At 37.9% G+C, this 20,739-nt stretch carries 18 protein-coding genes and 1 tRNA gene; 8 read left to right on the top strand and 11 right to left on the bottom strand.

The features are described 5' to 3' along the window. Window positions 1-41 precede the first annotated feature (41 nt). A tRNA-His gene (locus OLW01_RS08255) sits at window positions 42-117 on the bottom strand. Between the two features lie 450 nt (window positions 118-567). On the opposite strand from OLW01_RS08255, the gene OLW01_RS08260 reads away from it, so the two are divergent. Then, window positions 568-2,586: a TonB-dependent receptor domain-containing protein gene (locus tag OLW01_RS08260; RefSeq protein ID WP_268073371.1), complete on the top strand. Its 2,019-nt coding sequence runs from the start codon at window positions 568-570 to the stop codon at window positions 2,584-2,586. Between the two features lie 155 nt (window positions 2,587-2,741). Beyond that, window positions 2,742-3,002 carry a hypothetical protein gene (locus OLW01_RS08265; RefSeq protein ID WP_268073372.1) on the top strand — a complete coding sequence of 87 codons (261 nt, stop codon included), beginning with the start codon at window positions 2,742-2,744 and terminating at the stop codon, window positions 3,000-3,002. Between the two features lie 30 nt (window positions 3,003-3,032). Here OLW01_RS08265 and OLW01_RS08270 read toward each other — a convergent pair whose 3' ends face one another. Further along, entirely contained in the window at window positions 3,033-3,377 is a 345-nt protein-coding gene (locus OLW01_RS08270) for a DUF2218 domain-containing protein (protein WP_268073373.1), read from the bottom strand. Window positions 3,378-3,477: 100 nt separating this feature from the next. Then, complete coding sequence (locus tag OLW01_RS08275) at window positions 3,478-4,152, bottom strand: response regulator transcription factor (protein WP_268076191.1); 675 nt, start codon at window positions 4,150-4,152, stop codon at window positions 3,478-3,480. A gap of 529 nt (window positions 4,153-4,681) precedes the next feature. Between OLW01_RS08275 and OLW01_RS08280 the strand changes: the two genes are divergently transcribed. The 6 genes from OLW01_RS08280 to OLW01_RS08305 all read left to right on the top strand — a co-directional run bounded on the left by OLW01_RS08280 (window position 4,682) and on the right by OLW01_RS08305 (window position 13,294). Next, a complete protein-coding gene (locus OLW01_RS08280; protein ID WP_268073374.1) occupies window positions 4,682-6,052 on the top strand; it encodes an MATE family efflux transporter in 1,371 nt (456 codons plus the stop codon). A 101-nt stretch (window positions 6,053-6,153) separates the two neighbouring features. Beyond that, window positions 6,154-7,995: an IucA/IucC family protein gene (locus OLW01_RS08285; RefSeq protein ID WP_268073375.1), complete on the top strand. Its 1,842-nt coding sequence runs from the start codon at window positions 6,154-6,156 to the stop codon at window positions 7,993-7,995. Then, window positions 7,988-9,814, top strand: a complete 1,827-nt coding sequence (locus tag OLW01_RS08290; protein WP_268073376.1) for an IucA/IucC family protein — start codon at window positions 7,988-7,990, stop codon at window positions 9,812-9,814. The genes OLW01_RS08285 and OLW01_RS08290 overlap by 8 nt, the downstream gene beginning before the upstream one ends. Next, a complete protein-coding gene (locus OLW01_RS08295; protein WP_268073377.1) occupies window positions 9,814-11,088 on the top strand; it encodes an AMP-binding protein in 1,275 nt (424 codons plus the stop codon). The genes OLW01_RS08290 and OLW01_RS08295 overlap by 1 nt, the downstream gene beginning before the upstream one ends. 32 nt (window positions 11,089-11,120) lie before the next feature. After that, window positions 11,121-12,440 (top strand): DUF6005 family protein, encoded by a 1,320-nt coding sequence (locus OLW01_RS08300; RefSeq protein ID WP_268073378.1) that lies wholly within the window; start codon window positions 11,121-11,123, stop codon window positions 12,438-12,440. Beyond that, window positions 12,437-13,294 (top strand): sugar phosphate isomerase/epimerase family protein, encoded by an 858-nt coding sequence (locus OLW01_RS08305; protein WP_268073379.1) that lies wholly within the window; start codon window positions 12,437-12,439, stop codon window positions 13,292-13,294. The genes OLW01_RS08300 and OLW01_RS08305 overlap by 4 nt, the downstream gene beginning before the upstream one ends. Before the next feature lie 102 nt (window positions 13,295-13,396). Here the strand turns inward: OLW01_RS08305 and OLW01_RS08310 are convergent, their stop codons facing one another. The 8 genes from OLW01_RS08310 to OLW01_RS08345 all read right to left on the bottom strand — a co-directional run bounded on the left by OLW01_RS08310 (window position 13,397) and on the right by OLW01_RS08345 (window position 20,739). Then, window positions 13,397-13,897, bottom strand: coding sequence for an outer membrane beta-barrel protein (locus tag OLW01_RS08310; protein WP_268073380.1), 501 nt, complete (start codon window positions 13,895-13,897; stop codon window positions 13,397-13,399). Window positions 13,898-14,103: 206 nt separating this feature from the next. Next, window positions 14,104-14,724, bottom strand: a complete 621-nt coding sequence (locus OLW01_RS08315) for a LysE family translocator (RefSeq protein ID WP_268073381.1) — start codon at window positions 14,722-14,724, stop codon at window positions 14,104-14,106. A 135-nt stretch (window positions 14,725-14,859) separates the two neighbouring features. After that, window positions 14,860-15,807, bottom strand: a complete 948-nt coding sequence (locus OLW01_RS08320) for a LysR family transcriptional regulator (RefSeq protein ID WP_268073382.1) — start codon at window positions 15,805-15,807, stop codon at window positions 14,860-14,862. A gap of 227 nt (window positions 15,808-16,034) precedes the next feature. Then, on the bottom strand, window positions 16,035-17,150 hold the full coding sequence (locus OLW01_RS08325) for a DNA alkylation repair protein (RefSeq protein ID WP_268073383.1): 1,116 nt from the start codon (window positions 17,148-17,150) through the stop codon (window positions 16,035-16,037). A 14-nt stretch (window positions 17,151-17,164) separates the two neighbouring features. After that, the gene (locus OLW01_RS08330; RefSeq protein WP_268073384.1) at window positions 17,165-17,923 is read right to left on the bottom strand and encodes a sulfite exporter TauE/SafE family protein; all 759 of its coding nucleotides are present in this window, start codon (window positions 17,921-17,923) and stop codon (window positions 17,165-17,167) included. Window positions 17,924-18,021: 98 nt separating this feature from the next. After that, the gene (gene purF / locus OLW01_RS08335) at window positions 18,022-19,533 is read right to left on the bottom strand and encodes an amidophosphoribosyltransferase (protein ID WP_268073385.1); all 1,512 of its coding nucleotides are present in this window, start codon (window positions 19,531-19,533) and stop codon (window positions 18,022-18,024) included. Window positions 19,534-19,547: 14 nt separating this feature from the next. Beyond that, the gene (locus tag OLW01_RS08340; protein WP_268073386.1) at window positions 19,548-20,045 is read right to left on the bottom strand and encodes a CvpA family protein; all 498 of its coding nucleotides are present in this window, start codon (window positions 20,043-20,045) and stop codon (window positions 19,548-19,550) included. A 64-nt stretch (window positions 20,046-20,109) separates the two neighbouring features. After that, window positions 20,110-20,739, bottom strand: coding sequence for an SPOR domain-containing protein (locus tag OLW01_RS08345; protein ID WP_268073387.1), 630 nt, complete (start codon window positions 20,737-20,739; stop codon window positions 20,110-20,112).

The following is a 20,739-nucleotide window of genomic DNA, read 5'->3' on the forward strand; positions in this document are numbered from 1 at the left end:
ACCCGCGCTAAATCAAGGTGGAATCACAGGGATTGAAATAATGGGGTGGCTGATGGGACTTGAACCCACGACAACCGGAATCACAATCCGGGGCTCTACCGACTGAGCTACAGCCACCATAGTAGAAATGACTTCTTAAACATAAGTTTGCTCAAAGAAGTGGCGCGGATTCTAGCTAACTAAAGTCTCTCCGGCAACCCTAAAACTTAAGTTTTTTTAATATTCTTAAATTTTTAGGGTTGATTGGCTAAATACTATGCAATTTAATCGTCCCTCCACCTTAATGATGGTTTGCTTGGTTTTATTAATACCGATTGAAACAGGCTACACCGAGCTTGTTCAACCAACAATAAATCGCAAATAAACTAGCAACAAACAAATACTCAATCAAAAAAGATAATGGCTTATCCACCAGATAACCATCTTTTTGAATCGTTACTTTTTGAGCATTCCGTTTGGCACCCTGCTTAAATGTAACAATTGTAAAAGTACTGGAATTCACAACTCAAATGAGAATAATTACCATTTAATAAATTACAAAAAATATTGAACACAAGGACACACTTCATGCCCGTAACATTAAACAAATTTAAATTTGCATCATTACCACTTGCTATTTTGCTAGCAACTCATAGTGCTTCATCAATGGCTGCTGACAATTCATCTAACAAGGTAAAAAAAGAAATTAACCAAGATGATGTTGAAATGATAGTCGTTCGAGGCCAAGCAACTACTGGCCTCGACCGCTTAATTGACCAAGAACAATTAGAAAAAATTCAAGCGAATAATTTAGAAGATATTTTTCGTTTAGATACTTCAATTAATGTCGGCGGTTCAGTTTCTTCATCACAAAAAATATATTTACGCAATGTAGGTGAAGATATGCTTTATATCTCTATTGATGGCGCTGAAATTGCCGAAGCCGTATTCCATCACACTGGACGAATTACAGTTGAACCTGAAATTTTAAAACAAGTAGAAGTAGAAGCTGGTGCAGGTAGTGCCGCTGTTGGCCCAGGTGCTTTAGGTGGTGCCGTTAGAATGACCACTAAATCGCCAATTGATCTTTTGAAAAAAGATCAAAATTTAGGCGGTATATTAAAAGCATCTCATTTAGCCAATGGCAGTGGCAATAAATATAGCCTCACCGCTTATGCCGCCGATGAAGATCGTAAATACAGCGCTATGGTCAATTTAGTAAGCTCTGATAGTGGAAATTTAGAAGACGGTGATGGTAATGAAATTGTCGGTAGCGGCTCAGAAAAAACATTAGGTTATTTAAAAGGCGTTGCGTATTTAACCGACAGCCAATATTTATCAATTAGCTATGAAAACCTTGAAGAAGAAGGGAATATTTTATACAAGCCAGAGTTAATCCCAAGTGCAAAAAACACACTTTCGCCAACTGAAGGGACACGAGAAAGCATTATTTTAAACTACGGCTACGATAACCTGACCAGTGATTTGGTTGATTTTAGAATAACTGCATACCAATCAGACCAACAACAAACACGTTACTATGGTGAAGACCCTGTATTTGGCGAAGTTAAATCACAAGGCCTTAATATTCAGAATAAATCTTTATTTACGTCTGAACTGGCTAATGTCTATTTGGTTTACGGTTTAAACTATCGCGCTGACGAAAGTGCGTTAGCAGAAACCCCAACTCACGAAGAAGGTAAAGTTTTAGGTGTATTTGCGCAAAGTGTCATTAATTTTGATGATGTATTAACCATTTCAACGGGTGCTAGATTTGATGATTATGAATTAACAGACTGGACGGGGTTAAACATAACCGACAGTGGTATTTCGCCAAATATTAGCGCCAGTTATTCACTCACTGACAGCTTAGGTTTAAGCGCTGGTTTTGCATCAGCTATCCGAGGACCTAAAGTTAAAGACTCTTATAAAGTGGGTTATTATACCAATGATCCTGATTTAAAAGCAGAAACCGCAACCAATTTAGAGTTTGGGGTCGATTATCAAGGCGAAAATTTTGAAGTGGGTGTGGGCCGTTATCAATCTAAAATTAAAGATCCAATTGGCAACATGGCGCCTTGGGGCAAGCTTGCTGAAAATTTAGATCATGACCTTGAAACCCAAGGTTATTATTTACAATTTGATTTAAACATAAACAAATTTTACGCGCATATCGATTTAAACCATGCAACGTCAGAATTTAACGGCGATACTGCCACTCGTTACTTTCATAGTTCAACCGCAACCTCTATGGGTGACAATTACCTAGTTGATTTAAGCTATGTATTTAACGAGCAATTAACGCTAGGTTGGGTTAGCCAATATGTTGAATCTATGGACCCATTTGAAATATTGGTTGATGAAGGTGGTCCATATGAAGAAACTTTAACAGCTAGCAAACAGGGTTACAGCTTGCACGACTTATACGCATCTTGGTCGCCAACTGAAGCGATTAAAATCAATTTAGCGGTTAAAAACTTGTTTGATAAAACTTACTTAAGCCAAGGTTCAGTTGAAGATTTACGCCACAATCCAGGCTACGAAATTATTTCTGGCCAAAATTCTGCTGGCCGAGATGTTCGTTTGACACTTAGCTATCAATTTTAACGGCGAGTCTACATTTAACTGTTAGCTCATAAGAGAAAGGCAAAAGCTGCTTTTCTCTTAACGGAATTTATATACCATAAATATCATGCGGTACTAAAACGATAACGAAAACACTCACTAGAGCAGTAGCTAAAGGGGTATTCATTGGCATTTTTTTGTTAATTCCAGTTTTTTGGGCAGCTGGTTTGCTGCTATATGCGGCCAGCCCAATGGCCGTTGTCGTTCAGGCGGTGGTTGCTGAAATTTTATTTGCCATAGCGCCTTTATATGACACTGTGCTTATTTTACTGGGTTACACAACTAAAGGTGCAATTTGGGATCTGCTATTGATTAATTTACTTGGTTTATTGATCACCGTATTTTGCCTATTATTTGCTTGGCGTAAATACCAAGCTAAAACGATAACCACAGATTAAAAGCTAATTTTTATCCAGAATTTAGGTTAATTAAGCACCGCCTGACGTGTTAAATAAATAACGCCAATGCAAAATGTTATTTGAATGTTTTGAAAATCGGTTAAAATGCGCGTCAATACAATCCCGTATTTCATCTAATTCAGCTTTCGTATTGGCGCCGCAGCGCATACGGATAAAATCGTTGCTAGCGGTCATATCGCAAAATCCCATCGCAAATTCAATATAGCCTTGAGTGTCATTCCAGCCAGCATCTATTTTATGCGAAAAATGTTTACACAATCTATTGACCATTCTGCTGCCATCAAAATTATCAATTTGTGATAAAGCAATGAAAGGACTTATTTTTTCTGACTCTAATTGGCTAATTACACTCATTAATACCTCTTTGTTTATTTGAGCAAAATAAAAACGTTAAAACGATTCAATACTCTGAATACTTTTTAATTTAGGCGATTAAAATATGATTAAGTTTGCTCTACGAAAAACGATACCCTTTACCGTGTACAGTCGTTAGGCGCTCTGGTGACATACCTTTAGCAACCAATTTTTTGCGGATGCGGCTTAAATGCATATCTAAACTTCGATCATCTGTAGAAAATGGACGCCCTAAAACAACTTGATATAAAAATGCTTTACTTAACACTTGGTGACGATTTTGTAGCAGTTGCCACAATAACCGAAACTGAATTGGTGTAATATGTAATTCACTTTCAGCAAAAACGACACTTTGAGTTGATTTGAATAAGCTCAGTTGATCGATAGAAATAACAGATGATTCATTCACACTTGGTTTTGTATAGCGGCGTAAAACCACATCTATCCTTAACAGAACCTCAGTTAAATTAGCGGGTTTTAATAAATAATCATCTGCACCATGCTTAAAACTGGCGATTCGATTGTCTAAACTATTCGACACAGAAAACACCATAATCGGCGTTTCATAATTTTTCGGAATACTTTTAAGTTTTGAAATATCGCTGGCAATTAAACCCGCTAAACCGATTAAAATTAGCTCAAAAGGTTGTGCGAGTGCACTAGCAAAACCTGACGTCATATCGCTGCATGATGTAACTTTATTCCCTCGTTTTTTTATAACCTCAGTCAATTCACCGTTAAATTGACTGTCACTTTCCATGATTAAAACATGCATCACCCAAAAATACCTTTTACAATCTCAGTAAACTACAAAACACAAAGACTAATGATAACCAATATCATTTGCAATGGTTATTTTGATATTTATACTAGGGTCTGTTGACGTTTGGAGTACAAATTTTGTTCTAACTAAACGCTTTTTGATCGCGACGCGAGATATGTAGCATAGTTCTTCTATGTCAATATCGAGCACAGCTACCGCATCCTGCTCACGCTAAGTACCTGCATCCATGCAGGCAACAAAGAGCAAAAAGCGTTTAGGACGAACCCGAAGGGCAGCGTTTGTTTAGTATTTCTACTGTGTTGCCCCACATGGATGTGGGGTAAGGTGACTTTGCAGGAGCATAAAGTCTTTATAGCTCATTTATGTAGCCCACTACACGTCAATCGCTATGCCTTGTATAAATACCACACAAACTGCTGCAAAATTGTACCCAAAAGATCAACAGACCCTAGCCTCTGCTTATCTTTTTTAGATAACAAAAATAAGCACGCGCTAATCCTATTTATTTTGAGAGCTATGCATGTCTAACTTCAACCTAGTCCTGAACGGACGAGTCATCCGCACTTATTTTTATTATGTATTGCCATCTATTATCGGCTTGCTGGCAATCACCAGTGCAAATTTAATTGACGGTATTTTTGTTGGTAATTTTATTGGCGCTAACGCATTAGCTGCAATTACCTTAATGATCCCCTATTTCACCATTTTGATTGCCGTTGCCATTATGCTGGCAATCGGTGGTGCCGTCAGCGCAGGCAAAGCTTTGGGTGAAAAAAATCAATCAGTAGCCAACCACATTTTTAGTCAATCTCTCATTGCGGCCGCGGTTATAAACCTGATATTTGCCTTGTTGAGCTTAATATTTGAAGCTCAATTATTTTCGCTATTAAATATACCCGACGAGATAACGCCACTTGCGGCCAGTTACTTAAATGTTATTCGTTGGGTGTTTATTATCCAATTAACCACTATGGTGCTGTATTATTTAGTGCGTGCTGACAATCACCCCCTATTAGCAACCTGCGCGCTGGTTACTGGTGCGGTATTAAATATTGCATTGGATGCTTGGTTTATTGTTTATCTTGAATTGGGTTTAGCTGGCGCAGCTTACGCGACTGCTATTGCGCAGGTCATTCAGTTTTTAGTATTAAGCCGATATTTTTTCAGTAAAAACAAAACACTTAACTTTACCCTCATGCAAAAAAATTGGCATTTGTTGCTTCGCTCTGCCTACAACGGGGTATCAGAACTAATTAGCGAGTTGTCTGTGGGCATTATCTTTTTTATTTTAAATGCCGTGATGATTGCTCGCTTAGGCGTTGAAGGGGTTGCAGCTTTTACTTTAGTTAATTATTTCATATTTTTAAGCATTATGATCAGCTACGGTTTTGCGGATGCTTTGCACTTGGTTATTAGTCAAAACTTTGGAGCTCAACAATTTAAACGGGTACAACATTTTTTAATTGTCGCCCTTATGAGCACATTAACACTGGGTTTGATAATAGGCTTAATCTTATTAATTTGGCCTGAATCGAGTATTGGTTGGTTTATAAACCAAGAGCAAATTTTGGTGCAACAGGTCAGTCTTCAGTTATTATTTTTACTATTACCATTATTTTTAATCAATGGTACCAATATTATTTTAACCTGCTACTTAACCGCTGTTCATCAGCCCAAACCTTCAGCAATTATTGCCATCACTCGTAGTTTAATTTTACCTGCGTTATTACTGGTCAGCTTTCATTATTTTTTATCACATTGGCTAATACTACCTAATATAAATCCGAATCTGACTTTTATTATTGCGCTGCCTTTATCTGAATGGCTTGCATTTTTGCTGGCAGGATATTTTTGTTGGCGCTACCGTCCTGCAAAATTAGTCTCAAAGTAGATCAACCAGCCCGATTTGTAACATTTGTAAAATCATTTGATACTGATAATCATTATCAATAACATCAAGTAACTCAAGACTCATTAGCTAGGAGATGCAAAATGGAATATTTAAATGCGAATCAACTCGCCGAAAACGCATCCTTTCAGGCATTTACAAATTGTTATTTAAGGGAAATAGACTGCGGTGTTTGGCACTCAAGTCAAAGTTGGCAGCAGCATACGGGCGTTCAATTTAATCCGATAGTTGCACATGCATTAGAGCTACAATTAACAGATATTAAGACAAGTTTAGTGTTAGCGGTTTCGTATCGCTCAACGGTTGGTCGACACCAGATAACGCAAGTATATTGTAAAAGAGATAACGACTGGAGCTGGCAAGCAATTAGCTTTCTTTCTGCCTGCTTAATGTTAATTGACAATATTTATGCAAATAAAACCACGCTTGGCGAGCATGCAAAAGACAAGTTAGAATTGCTTAATCGAATGCTAGAAAGCCAGCAAATTATGGCTGATTATTTAAACCAGCGCCAACAGGATGAAAGTTTAAATACGCTAGATTTTATCGCCTCAGAACAATCTTTATTATTTGGTCATTGGATGCACCCCACTCCAAAATCACGCCAAGGCATTCATTCATGGCAACATAAAAACTATACTCCAGAATTAAAAGCTAAATTTCAACTTCACTTTTTTGCGGTATCTAAATCCTTATTAAAATTTAATTCATCTACTACTGAAAGCGTCGCGCAAATCATTACACAAATCGCGCAAACGGATAGTCATTCAATCGACATAGACAATGACAAACAGCTAGTGCCTGTTCACCCATTACAAGCCCACTGGCTGTTGCATCAAGATAATATTAAGCAATTACTCAGCAGTGGTCAGTTGGTAGATTTAGGCACTATGGGCCATGTATTTACGCCTACTTCATCGGTACGAACTTTGTATTGCCCTGATTTAGATTATATGGTTAAGCTATCAATTCCGGTTAAAATTACCAATTCACTTCGTAAAAATATGGCACATGAACTAGAACCAGGGTTAAGTGTCGGTAAATTAATAGCTGGAAGTAATTTTAATTTAAATTTTCCACAATTTACTTTAATTGAAGATCCAGCTTACATTACAGTCTCATTGCCGGATCAAACTGAAAGTGGGTTTGAAACTATTATTCGCCGTAACCCGTTTACAAAACAATCAAGTGATGCAAATCCAACCCTGTCTATTGCAGCTTTAGTGCAAGATCCAATTCATCAAAACGCAGAATCAAAATTAGCGCAAAGCGTAAAAGCGCTGGCATCACAAAAACACCTGAGCACAAAAACAGCTAGCTTATTGTGGTTTGACAGCTATTGGCATTGTGCAATTGAGCCAGCGATTTGGCTATATGAAAATCACGGTGTTGCGTTAGAAGCGCATCAACAAAATTCGTTACTTACCCTAAATCATCATTGCCCAAGCCAATATTATTATCGCGATAATCAAGGTTTTTATTTATCTGCCCATATGAAAACCAAGCTGCAAGCCAGTGTACCCGAGCTTAAACGTAATCCAGATCTATTTTATGAGGACGAAATGATTATTGACCGTTTTGGTTATTATTTGTTTATTAATCAATTATTTTCAATCATTAGTCGATTCGGTCAGGACGATTTAATCAGTGAGCAACAGCTACTAGCCGTCAGTTACCAAAAATTAAACACACTTCGCTTTAAACTCAAAGGCGCTGGCGCAAACTTTGTGGACAATGCATTTAATCAACCCTTACTTGCCAGCAAAGCTAATTTATTAACGCGAGTTGCAGATGTAGATGAATTAGAAGCTGAGCAAGAACTAGCGGTTTATAGCCAATTTAAAAATCCGTTTTACCCTATCCACCTGCAGGCTAAAACACACCACCCGTTAACTCAAAATAAAAAGGAATATGCGTGTGCTTAATCGTATTGAGCACACTAATGTGCCTTTAAAAAATGCTCGAGAAAATCAGCCTAATTTAGTAATTAACCGAGTGGTTCGTCAGTTGTTAGAAGCCATATTATTTGAAAAAGTATGCCAGTATCAGCATCTAGACGGTTATTTTTATTTCATGCTTGGTCATACTCAATATAAAACAAAAGGAAAAATCACCGGCTTTAGTCGCATCCGGTTAGATGCTTCACAAATGCATGCTTATAAAAATAGTAAGTGGCAAGCCATTCAATTGGCGGAACTGGTTGCTAATTTACCAGCAAAACAACATGTAAAAAATAAATTAATCACTGAACTCAACCAAACCATCGCGTTGTGTAACTGGAATAATCAGTTTTTAAGCCAGTTAAGCAGTCGACGAGATTTGAGCTATGCAGAATTAGAGTCAGCGATTGATGAAGGCCATCCCTATCATCCGTGTTTTAAAGCCAGAACTGGATTTAGCGACTCAGATCATAAAAATTACGGCCCCGAAGCAGCCAATCATTTTCAATTGCATTGGATAGCCTTGCATAGCAGCTTGCTTAAATTTTGTTTTCAGTCAACTTCTGAAAAAACGTTTTGGCAGCAAGAGCTGGGTGAAACTTACGTTAGCCAATTGAATGACAAATTAGCTGAGCTAACCACAGAGCCAACATTGTTTTCATTCCTTCCGATTCACCCTTGGCAGTGGGTTAATTTACAGCAAACATTAGCCGCCGCAATTGATAATCAGCAATTATATTATTTAGGCGCGGCGGGTGATTTTTATCAGGCTAGTATTTCGGTAAGAACCTTAATTAATGTCAGTCGCCCTAATAAAGCAAATATCAAACTGCCGTTAAATATGGTTAATACGTCCTCCGTTAGAAGTATAGAAAATCATTCAATTTGCACCGCCCCCGTGCTTTCAAATTGGCTCAATCAGTTATATGAATCTGATACTTTTTTACAAAAAAATATGGTTTTCTTATCTGAATACGCTGGGATTAGCATCGCCAGCGAAAATATAAATAGTCAACCTTGGTTAACAAAATTAGCTGATCAATTAGGCGTTATTTTTAGGCTAAGTGTTAATAACTACTCTAATCCTAAACAGACTATTCCGTTTGTCGCTTTAACGGTAATCGAACAAGATAATAAACCCTTTATCGACTCTTGGATTCAAACCCATGGTTGTAAAAAATGGTTACAGCGCTTGCTTAATATCAGCATGATTCCAGTTTGGCATTTATTAGTTAAACACGGCATTGCGCTTGAAGCACATGCACAAAATATGTTGATTGAACACCAACAAGGTTGGCCAAAAAAAGTAATTCTGAGAGATTTTCATGAAAGCTTAGAATACGTACACAGTTATCTTGAAAAGCCCCAATTAGCGCCTGAGTTTAATAAATTAAATCCGTGTTACCAAAAGAGCAAACCCAATCAATATTATTGGATGAGCGATGTTGAAGCATTAAGGGAGTTATTTGTTGATACCTTGTTGGTATTTAACTTATCTGATCTGGCCGTATTGCTTGAATCTTATTATCAGTTTTCAGAGCAAGATTTTTGGCAAGTGGTTTACCAAGCATTTAAAGATTATGAAAATGCCGCGCTCACCAGCCCTGCTCGTTTGCAACAAATAAATATTTTCGAGCCCAGTATTCAAACCGAATCTTTGCTCAATAAAAAATTAAATGGCAGTGCCAGTCGTGAATTTCATCACGACATACAAAACCCGCTGGCCCGCGCTAGCTCGCAGACCAACCATAAAAAACGATCTTTAATTGCCGCGATAACTCAAGACAAACCAGAGAAAGTATAATGTTTACCATAAATGATACCTTTTATAGCAAATTAGACGTTGCTAAACAGCAGGCCGCGTACCTTGATTATGATTTACTTAATCAACAGCATGCCATCGCCGTTTGTGTTGAAGATAATTTTATCTGGCTAACGCTCTGTTTTTATCTAAAATCCAGAAAAATATCAGCCATGCCAATTCATTCGGGCATCCCGCTAGACAATGCGAAAAAAATGGCCGAAAAAGCCGGTTGTGGTTTATTAATTTATAAAGATTTAACTCAGATGATATCGCTCAAATCCGCTGTTAAAAAATTATCTGAAAATCACAGTATACACGCCGGCATTATTCAAATGAGCTCAGGCACCACAGGCGAGCCTAAATGTATTTTGCGTAGCTGGGCTGATATTGATATTGAAATTGACAGCTATTGCCGGGCATTCACAGCGGCCAACAGCATGACGCCTGTTATCGCCTGCCCCGTAACCCATTCATACGGATTAATTTGCGGAGTAATGGTAGCGTTAGCCCGAGATAAAATGCCTAAAATAATCACCAGTATTAATCCTAAATATTTAATTAAAGTGTTGAAAAATTGCGATAAGCCTTTGCTGTATTCGTCACCAGTTATGCTGCAAGGGCTCGCCAAGTTATGGCCTAAAGGCGATAACTTATTTGCGGCAATGACTTCAGGTTCAACTATGTCTGGTCCGGTATTTGAACAAATACAACTGAACGTTAAGCATTTATACCAACAGTACGGATGCTCTGAGGCCGGCTGTATCAGTATCAGTCAGCATCCAAAAGCAGCTAATGATTTGGGCGTGCCTTTACCGCACGTACAACTTGAAGCCAGCCATGATATCAACCAACCCACTGAAATTATCGCCCATATTGAAACCGCCTCCGGTTTAAAAACCATACATACACAAGACACAGGGTTTATAAACCAAAATGGCGATTTACATTTTGTTGCCCGCTTAGACGATACCATTATCGTGTCTGGTTTAAATGTATATCCGAATGAAATAGAAAATATTATTTTAACTCACCCCCAAATTACCGACTGTGTTGTGTTTAAAGTTAGCGATACGATTGCCGGTCAACGCATCGCATTGCAGTATGTCGCTATGCCGGAGGTTGAACCAGCCGCTATTCGCGCTTGGTGTAGCCAGCATTTGGCCACTTTTCAAGTGCCGCAAATGGTACAGCCAGTCAAACAAGTGGAACGTATGGCAAATAGTAAAGTTAATCGTAAGCAACTAGCCATAGCCTTTAATGCTTTACCAGCTTAATGATGGTAACCAACAACATGAATGAATCTGTTATGCAAAAAAATACCCTGATTGAAGCTATTAAAAATATTTTGATAAGCGAAATTCCCACTGCAAATATGGCCGCATTCAGTCCAACCGCCAGGTTGAATCAAGACCTATATTTAGATTCGGTTCTAGTGATGCAATTATTAATTAGTTTAGAATTAGAGCTTTCAATAGACGTACCGGATGAAGCGCTAAACGCCAAAGATTTTGAAACCATAGATAGTTTAAGTGAATTTGTATTAAGTAGAATTGCTTCAAATACAAATCCAACAGCAAGCTCGAATGCCAGTGACACCACTGACGAATTTGAAGATATTAAAGTGCACTGTTTTGTGAGTTGCTTGTCTGAATGCATAAAGGCTCATCCGCTTGTTGATCATCGACCATTTTATTTTGGCGTTTGGGATGCGGAGGTCGTCGTAACTGATAATTATAAAATTCATTATCATGCTGATGATTTAAATCATGATTTTTTCTGCTATTGGTTTAATCTACTTTATGGCATACAGGTTAAACCTTGGTATCGGCCTCAAAAATCTAAAACCGAAAACATTTCTTTTTTATTGAGTTTAATTGAACACAAAGCCGACAGTCAGCACATTATGGTAATGTTAGATATGTTTTTACTACCTGAGCGCGAAAACAAATTTAATCAAAACCCTTTTCCTCATTATGTGATGTTAGAAAAGAGCAAAAATCCCGATAATTTATTTATGTGGGATCCTGACTTTCGTTGGCAAGGTGAACAAAACAAGCAGCAGGTATTAGCAGCCATTGAGTCTGACGCCGTTGCAGGCGGGTATTTATTTGACAGCGATGAAATCACCCCTACTAGCAGTAAAGCAATTTATGATTATTTTATTGCTTGCTTCAAACTCAATACCAACCCCATGACTAATGCGGTGCGAAACATCATAAACGCACATATTGAACAAAGAGATGATTTAACCCCGGCAGGTTTAAACCAAGCACTCACAAATTTACCTGTGCTTGCGATACGAAAATATGCTTACGAGCACGGATTGGCATTTTTTATGTTAGCACTTGAAATGGACTTTGATGAATTTGAAAGTTGGTGTGATTTAATTGAACAATTGGTATCTGGCTATAAACAAATTCAATTTAGAGCAATGAAAGTTGCTGCTAACTTTAATGAGGCAACTCATAGTAATAGTGACCACTTGGTTAACGAGATAACTCAGTTATTAGCACTACAAGATGAGCGAGAGTTTAAAATTAAACGTCGACTTGCTGCACTATTTAATCAATGGACCCAACAAATCAAGTTAACGACCGATACACAAGACGCCGAGGTTTGCATATGATCTTGTCTCTTTGCACTATCTCATTTCGCCATCAACTGATTTCGATTGACCAGCTAGCAAAATGGGCACAAGCAAACCACTTTCAAGGGATTGAGCTTTGGGGTATACATGCTAAAAATTTAGCTAGTCAGCCTCATTACAATAAAAATTGGCTCGCCGAGTTTGATTTAAAAGCCACTATGCTGAGTGATTATTTACCGCTACAAGCAAGCGAGTCAGAGCTAAAAGAGCAAGTTGAATTATTTTGTCGGCTAGCAAAACACTGGGGAAGCAAAAAAGTTAGAACCTTTGCAGGTAAACAAGGTAGCGCCGACACAACTCAAGCTGACTTTATCCAACTAGCAAATCGGCTAAAAAAAGTATGTGATTGGATGACGCCACATGGACTGAGTTTAATCATTGAAACACATCCAAATACCTATGCTGATACAGTCACATCAACTGAGCAATTATTTGAACAGGTTGCCCGTGATAATCTTAAACTCAATTTTGATGTATTGCATGTGTGGGAATCAAAAGCGCAAATCATTCCAGCATTTGAACGCTTAAAACCAGTCATTAATCACTTTCATCTTAAAAATATTAGCTCGGCTAAATTACTGGATGTGTTCTCTCCTAGTACGGTTTATTCAGCTTCGGGGTCACGTAAAGGTATAGTGCCTTTATTTGATGGGGCGGTTAATTACGCTGAATTTCTTGATTACGTCAACACACATCCAGATGAAAATGTTCGTGATATGGAAGCTTCGTTAGAATGGTTTGGCGATCAATGTAAAACCGTTTTAAACCGCGACAGATATTTAATTCAACGCTTGCAGCAAACCAATGAACATGCAAAACGCTTTGTTGGATAACTCGCGTTAATTGCTAAGTAGCTCATTAACAAAAAAGCTTAGAGTGGATAACCAACTCTAAGCTTTTTATTTGTGTAAACTTTGTGTAACTTTGGCTAATATTTAAAAAGAGAACTTAACGCCAAAACTCATTAAATCAGCGTCGTCGTATTGCTCGTACATAAATTCAGCAGACATAGCATCTGTCATTTGATAGCCAATACCGCCACCTAAACCAAACTCCCACTCGTCTTCTGTAACACTAGTACCGCCACCTGATGCCGTTAACTCAGCATTAGCGTATGAAGGCGCAGCAAATAAATACACTTGTTGATTCACTGAATATTGCCCTCTAACAGATAAAGCAACAAAACTATCCATTTCTACATCAACGCCGCCAACAGAGTCATCAGAAATACCTGTGCCTACCCGCAATTCAGGTGTAAAATAAAAACCATTTTGTGCGTCAAACTGATACCCTAGAGAGCCGGTTAACCCGCCTAAACTAATATCAGCTCCTTCGTCATTGGATAAGTTAATATAGCTCACGCCACCAACCCAATTAGCAAAAGATGAAAATGAAGCGCCCGCGATGCAAACTGCTAACAATGCTTTTTTAAACATATTATTTCCTTATTCGTGTTTTTAAACAATCATAGAATGACTAACCAGATTAGTGCTTTATATTGCCGCTTAAGTGGTTTAGCCGCGAACCATTATGGTGCAAAATTATGATATTTCCAATACGTTAAACAATTAATTTGAAGCGCTTCAGAAAAATATAAACTTTTTAATGATTTAAGCCCAAATAATATTGTAAAAGTCGTGATTTATAACAAAGGTGCTAGCAACACTTTACTGGCCAAAATGATCAAAAGACTCCCTGATAGTCGATCAATTAATAATGCTTTATCTTGCAAGTAACGAATGACAACCGGTTTAGTTAGCAGTAAGGCAATTAACGAAAACCAGAGTCCATCCATCATCAATGGAATAAATACCAAGATTGCTTGCTCTGTTGTGGTTTGTGATGTTTGAATAAATTGGCTAAATAAAGCGATAAAAAATATTAAGACTTTAGGGTTAAGTAACGAAACTAAAAAGCCTTCTCTAGCTGAGCGACATAAGCTAGATTGCATGCCTGAACTTAATTGCTCAGCCATTCCCCCTTTTGCAGATAATGATTTAACCCCTAAATAAGCTAGGTAAATACCGCCTATATAGGTAATTGATTGAAACAAAATAGGCAATTTTTGCATTAACACTGATAAACCAGTGACCGTGACTAACGCATATAGCGCTATTGCAAGTGCGTGTGCCCAAGCCGAAACCACGCCATGTAAGCGCCCGCCCGTTAACGAATTTTTTGCCACCACCATTAAGCTGGGTCCGGGTGTCATTGCACCTAATAAACAAACGCTCATCAGCGTTAAATAAAATGTTATGCTCATAATCCCCCCGTAAAATTGCATTTTACCCAGACGGAAAACATAAAATGAAATCATACTTAATCATCAAAGATATGATTTAAAGTCATACCTTTTTGATAAAATAGTTAATTCAATTGGCTGATGCGTTTAAATAAACTAAAGTTTGGGTTTAGCATGGAATTCATCATCTAAATGAATTGAATGCTGACTGCTTTGTAAGGTAAGTTGAATTTGTTCTTTGGCCCATTTATGGGCAACATCATTATCATATTTAGTGTGCCAAACTAACCAGTAATGATTAGCTTCCAGATGAAAAGGAATATCATGGTATATAATCGGCCAATATTCTGATAGATGTTTAGCAATATGTTGAGGAATGACCATTAAACAATCAGTAGATTGCATACGACTCATTGCAGCGGTAAAAAATGGAACTTGCAACAGCACTTTACGCTGCATATTAAGCGTTTTTAAATGACTATCTATATTAGAATCTTTATCCGCGCCCCCCGTGATTTTAATATGCGGAAAACTAACAAACGCTTCGAGCGATAGTTTATTTTTTGCTGCTAGTGGATGCTGTTTGGACATAACCACCACGGAAACGTCTTGTCCTAAATAACTGCTAGATACGCCTTTTGGTTTTTTAGGCAGAATAGTGGAAGCGATATCTATACCCAGCTCATGCAAATTATCTATATACTCAGGTTGCCATAGTCTAAAAGTCACTTTTAAGTGCGGCGCTTGTTCACTTAACCGCGCACAAATATCCGGTAATACATATTGTGCTATATAGTCACTTGAAGAAATAACCAGTTCACTTTGCCAAGTTTCTGGTTCAAAGGTCGAATCTTGCAATACCTGCTCTAATTCATTAAATAAACTATCTAATCGCTGTTTTAAAGATTGAGCTTTTGGGGTTAAGACAAGTTGATTACCTTGGCGTACCAATAATTTGTCGCTGCACATTTCTCTAAGTTGAGCTAATTGGCGACTCACTGCAGATTGAGTAATATAAAGCCGTTTAGCAGCTCGGCTAACATGCGCTTCATGTAAAAGCACATGCAAAGAGCGCAACAAATTTAAATTGGTATTAGGTAACATAAATGACTCTATTGTTGGAAACTAATGCTTTAGATAATTTTTTATCCAGAATTCAGATTAATTAAACTATATCTATGTTTATAATTTGAACTGAGAAAAAATTATCTTCGGCAGGCAGAAATAATTCACACGCCCAAAACCATACCTTAAATCAAAGCGAATTACATTTTATTCATCAAGCGCTTTATAACTCATTTCGGATGAAAATTGAGGGGGACTGGTTACGTTTAATCAGCCAGTTCAAATTCGCAGCTTTGTCTGGTGATACCATTTACCATTATTTCTATTTTATGTGTGCCTGAATAATATTTGCGAGTTGTGATAGGCTTAAACGAATGTGTTTTACTAAGTTGAACGGCTTGCATTGCGGCCATATGCAAATTTTTAAGCTTAAAAACTTTTATATTGTGCTGCCCATTGGCGCGCATAAAATGCAGTTTATAATCAATAACCAGTTGCTGTGGGCTATTTGCATTTGACTGCACATCAAACTCAAAGGTTAAGTCACCGCCTTGTTGAACAACGAGTGATTCTAATCTAAGTGCACTCAGAGTGAGTTCAGGTGACTGGGTATAACCAAATAATTTAAATACCTTGGGATGCCCTGCTTTAATTAACCCTCGACATGCATGTTTGATTAACCATAATGTTTTTTCATCTGCACTTTGCTGCCATTCAGTACAAATATTGATCACAAGTTCAGGATCATGCTTGGCAATATCATTCAAATGATTAGCTACTGAACGACGCACGTATAAGCTGGGATCATTTTTTAAAGTGTCTAATAAACCTAAATTTGGGCTAGGGTCAATGACAAACTGAGTTAAACGGATACCCCAAGGTAATAAAGGTCGTGTCCCTTCAGACACCAAACGGCGAACATGTTCGTTTGTATCTTTTACCCAAATTTCAAAATAAGATAAACAAAGTTGCGGATATTGCTGAATAAAAGGCCGTATTGCAAATTCTGCACTAAATAAAGGCGTTAGTATTTTTAATAAATTGAGCGAGATTTCAGGATGTTCAGTTCCATAAACCGAGACATAATCAATAATAGGCCAAGCCGCAAAACCCGATAACGCATTTCGCTGATATTGCTCATCTAATTCGGCCCAAACTTTTGGTACTTGAGCCAACAGTACAGCTGCTTTTTCAAAATCATCTGGTAAACAAACGTGCAATGCTTTAATAAAATGCATTAATCGAGCTTTAAGCTCTAAAGACTCTAAATCTGATTTTGCTAATTGCTCAAATTGAGCTTGATCAAAGTCAAAAATACTTGAAAAAGTTTGAGCAATGCGTTTAATTGCTGGTTCAGCTAAACCGTTTTTCATTGGTTCCATCAGTTAATTTATCCTTAATTAAATGCCTTGTACCAAAGTGCAAGTCCTGCCAGTATCGTCATTACTTCAAATGCACGTTTAACCAATTTATTGCCTTTTGCGATCACTAAATGCGCCCCTACATAACCACCAATTAATGAACCTAACAGTAAGGCAGGTAACCAATTCCATTTAATTTCAGTGAGCATAGCAAGCGTAGCTGCACCCATTCCATTCCAAATAATCCCCACCATAATCAAAGTATAAGATACGGCTTTACCATAACTCAACCCGAACCAATGAATAAGCCACATAGTCACAAATAGCCCCGTACCTGAGGTTAGTGAACCGTTTAAAATAGCAATAATAAATAAGCCAAAACCGCCCACTAAATAGCCCTGTAAATGTCGATTTTTTTCGGTATCTTCAATGCCAAGTTGAGGCTTTAAAATAGAATAAATACCTAACAATATAGTTAATGTACCCAGCGCTGTCATGGCAATAAAAGGCGAGATATTTAAAATAATATTCGCGCCCAATATAACACCCGGTATGGCGCTAATAAGCAAGGTAATGATTAACGCAAATTTAAATTGCCCGTGCTTAAGATGTTTAATGGAGGCACCTAACCCCAACGCAACAGATGCAATTTTATGTGTGCCTAATGCAATAGAAAAAGGGAGACCTAAAAAGATTAAAGCCGGAAGTTGCAATAGTCCTGCCCCGCCACCAGCCAGAGACGACAAAGTATTCGCGATAAAACTAATGACAAATAATATAAATTGATCTAACACCTAAGGTTCCTTGCAAATTTACAAACAAAAACGCCGCTATTGTAGCGGCGTTTTTTAGATAGCTTATATGGTCAACCTAATAATTAAGTTTGTTTACCTTAGCTAAAGTTATGGATATCTAAGCTCGAACTTTGGTTTGCACTACCTGAATCTTTAGCTGAGTCACTACGTAATGCATCTAAATGATCTAAATAAGCTTGGTTAACATCTTTAGTAATATATTCACCATTAAATACCGAGCTTTCAAATTGCTCGATACTTGGATTACCTGCTTTTACTGCTTCAATTAAATCAGGTAAATCTTGGAAAATTAATCCATCGGCTTTAATTAACTGGCAAATTTCTTCCACTTCGCGACCATAAGCAATTAATTCATTGGCGCTTGGCATATCAATCCCATAAACATTCGGGAAGCGAATTTCCGGTGCAGCCGATGCAAAATAAACATTTTTAGCGCCCGCATCACGTGCCATCTCAATAATTTGTTCTGAGGTTGTACCACGTACGACTGAATCATCCACTAATAATACGTTTTTACCTTCAAACTCAGATGAGATTGCATTTAATTTGCGGCGCACGGATTTACGTCTTTGCTGCTGACCCGGCATAATAAAGGTTCGACCAATGTATCGATTTTTTACAAAGCCTTGGCGATAAGGCACGTTTAACGTGCTGGCGATTTCCACTGCGATGTCACAGCTGGTTTCTGGAATTGGAATCACGACATCGATTTCTAATTCATTCCAGACACGTTTAATTTTTTCGCCTAACTTTTTCCCCATGCGAACGCGAGTCGCATAAACAGAAATTTCATCAATCGTTGAATCGGGACGAGCAAAATAAACATATTCAAATAAACAAGGAACTAACTCAGCAGTATCAGAACAAAGCTGACTATGTAGTTCGCCTTCTTTAGTAATGTAAATGGCTTCACCTGGGGCAACATCACGTACAAACTCAAAGCCTACCGCATCCACCGCGACGCTTTCAGACGCAACCATATATTCAGTACCTAAGTCTGTCACTCGGCGGCCTAATACTAATGGACGAATACCATAAACATCTCTAAATGCAACAATACCAAAGCCAACAATTGAAGCAACCACTGCATAAGCACCGCGTGCTTTGTTATGCAACTTGGTTACTGCATTAAAAATATCTTTAGGCGTTAAGTCCCAAGCATTAGCTTCACAGAGTTCATGCGCAAACCAGTTCATTAATAATTCAGAATCTGACGAGGTATTAACATGACGCCTAGCTTCGCTTTTTAAGTTTTCTTTTAACTCATCTGCATTGGTTAAATTACCATTATGAGCTAACGCAATACCGTAAGGAGAATTGGTATAAAAAGGCTGAGCTTCTGCAGATGTAGAAGTACCGGCAGTTGGATAACGCACGTGCCCTATCCCCCAGTTACCTGCTAATCTTTCCATGTGTTTTTGTTCAAACACATCTCTTACCAATCCATTGGCTTTTCTCAATTTGAACATACCATCGTTAATGGTCATGATACCAGCCGCGTCTTGCCCGCGATGCTGCAAAACGGTTAACGCATCGTATAAAGCTTGATTAACTGGAGAATGAGCAACTATGCCAACAACACCGCACATGGATTATCTACCTCTTAAACAGGTTTAATGTCTTTGAGAAAGCTAGAGGTGTTTTTCATATATTCGAAAAACCACTCAATCACAATCTTAAACTCAGGAACTAGAACTGATTCACGCCACCAAACTGACGTTGCAGCAGGCGTGAAAGCGTCCATAAAGAATAGTATAGCTGATACAATTAAGACACCTCGTAGTGCGCCAAACACCAAGCCTAGCACTCTATCTGTACCCGACAACCCTGTCTTTTGTACCAACTGTGAAATTAAATAATTAGCTAACGAGCCAAGCAAAATAGTTACGATAAATAAAATCGCAATTGCGGCTGCATTACGCAACATTTCATCATCAATGCTGTTTAATAAGGTCGCCAGATCTAAATAAAAAGTACTGGCTACAAAAAAAGCGGTGATCCATACCACTAATGACAAAGCTTCGCGAACAAAGCCTCTTACTAAACTGACCAGTGTAGAAATACTGATCAAACCTATAATCGCGTAATCGATCCAGACCATATCTATCTTCATGCTGAAATGTGCGGGCGAATTCTACCAGATCCTAACACCATAATGCTAATCATTATTGCGCTGGTTGATAATTTGCTAATTTGCCCTTTAAATTCGTTAACTGTTTTAAAGCAGGTAACATCTTTTCAAGTTTCTTTTTATCCAAGTCAGGACCAATAAATACTTTGGTTAAACGACCGCTGCTGGAAGTTACTGATTTAGTAAATACGACATAGCCTTCACGTTTTAATTTATTAACTAAGTTATCAACATTTTTTTTATTACCAAAACTACCTAATTGAATCACCCAAGCTGCATTAGTAAACTGAGATTGAGTTGGTGCTTGCTTCGGTTCTGGTTTTTTTGCTGATTGCGCTGAATTAACTTTATCTTGTTTGTCTTGCTTAGGCTGTTCAGATGCTGAATTATCATTTACTTGTTCTGATTGATCATTTTCTAATAAGTGATCAACAGGGGCTTCATTATCTATTTGTACTTTTGCCTGTTGCATTTGTTCATCGTATGCAGACTCTGGAAAATCAGGGGCAATAGGTATTGCTTTAACTTTAGGCTTGTTCGGAATCGTTTGAAATTGATCGGAATACTCGCTTTTTTTACCGTCTAATAAATCCGGTAAAAAAATAACGATTAACGCAATAAAGACGATGCTACCCACTAAACGATTTTGAAATGAATTACCCAT

The organism is Catenovulum adriaticum, from assembly GCF_026725475.1.
Taxonomy (GTDB): domain Bacteria; phylum Pseudomonadota; class Gammaproteobacteria; order Enterobacterales; family Alteromonadaceae; genus Catenovulum; species Catenovulum adriaticum.

Bases quoted from the DNA above. Each gene is read 5' to 3' on its own strand.
- OLW01_RS08320 (WP_268073382.1), bottom strand. From the start codon at position 15,807: ATGTTACCTAATACCAATTTAAATTTGTTGCGCTCTTTGCATGTGCTT.
- OLW01_RS08285 (WP_268073375.1), top strand. From the start codon at position 6,154: ATGGAATATTTAAATGCGAATCAACTCGCCGAAAACGCATCCTTTCAG.
- OLW01_RS08315 (WP_268073381.1), bottom strand. From the start codon at position 14,724: ATGAGCATAACATTTTATTTAACGCTGATGAGCGTTTGTTTATTAGGT.
- OLW01_RS08325 (WP_268073383.1), bottom strand. From the start codon at position 17,150: ATGGAACCAATGAAAAACGGTTTAGCTGAACCAGCAATTAAACGCATT.
- OLW01_RS08275 (WP_268076191.1), bottom strand. From the start codon at position 4,152: ATGCATGTTTTAATCATGGAAAGTGACAGTCAATTTAACGGTGAATTG.
- purF (WP_268073385.1), bottom strand. From the start codon at position 19,533: ATGTGCGGTGTTGTTGGCATAGTTGCTCATTCTCCAGTTAATCAAGCT.
- OLW01_RS08270 (WP_268073373.1), bottom strand. From the start codon at position 3,377: ATGAGTGTAATTAGCCAATTAGAGTCAGAAAAAATAAGTCCTTTCATT.
- OLW01_RS08310 (WP_268073380.1), bottom strand. From the start codon at position 13,897: ATGTTTAAAAAAGCATTGTTAGCAGTTTGCATCGCGGGCGCTTCATTT.
- OLW01_RS08260 (WP_268073371.1), top strand. From the start codon at position 568: ATGCCCGTAACATTAAACAAATTTAAATTTGCATCATTACCACTTGCT.
- OLW01_RS08280 (WP_268073374.1), top strand. From the start codon at position 4,682: ATGTCTAACTTCAACCTAGTCCTGAACGGACGAGTCATCCGCACTTAT.
- OLW01_RS08305 (WP_268073379.1), top strand. From the start codon at position 12,437: ATGATCTTGTCTCTTTGCACTATCTCATTTCGCCATCAACTGATTTCG.
- OLW01_RS08340 (WP_268073386.1), bottom strand. From the start codon at position 20,045: ATGGTCTGGATCGATTACGCGATTATAGGTTTGATCAGTATTTCTACA.
- OLW01_RS08300 (WP_268073378.1), top strand. From the start codon at position 11,121: ATGCAAAAAAATACCCTGATTGAAGCTATTAAAAATATTTTGATAAGC.
- OLW01_RS08345 (WP_268073387.1), bottom strand. From the start codon at position 20,739: ATGGGTAATTCATTTCAAAATCGTTTAGTGGGTAGCATCGTCTTTATT.
- OLW01_RS08295 (WP_268073377.1), top strand. From the start codon at position 9,814: ATGTTTACCATAAATGATACCTTTTATAGCAAATTAGACGTTGCTAAA.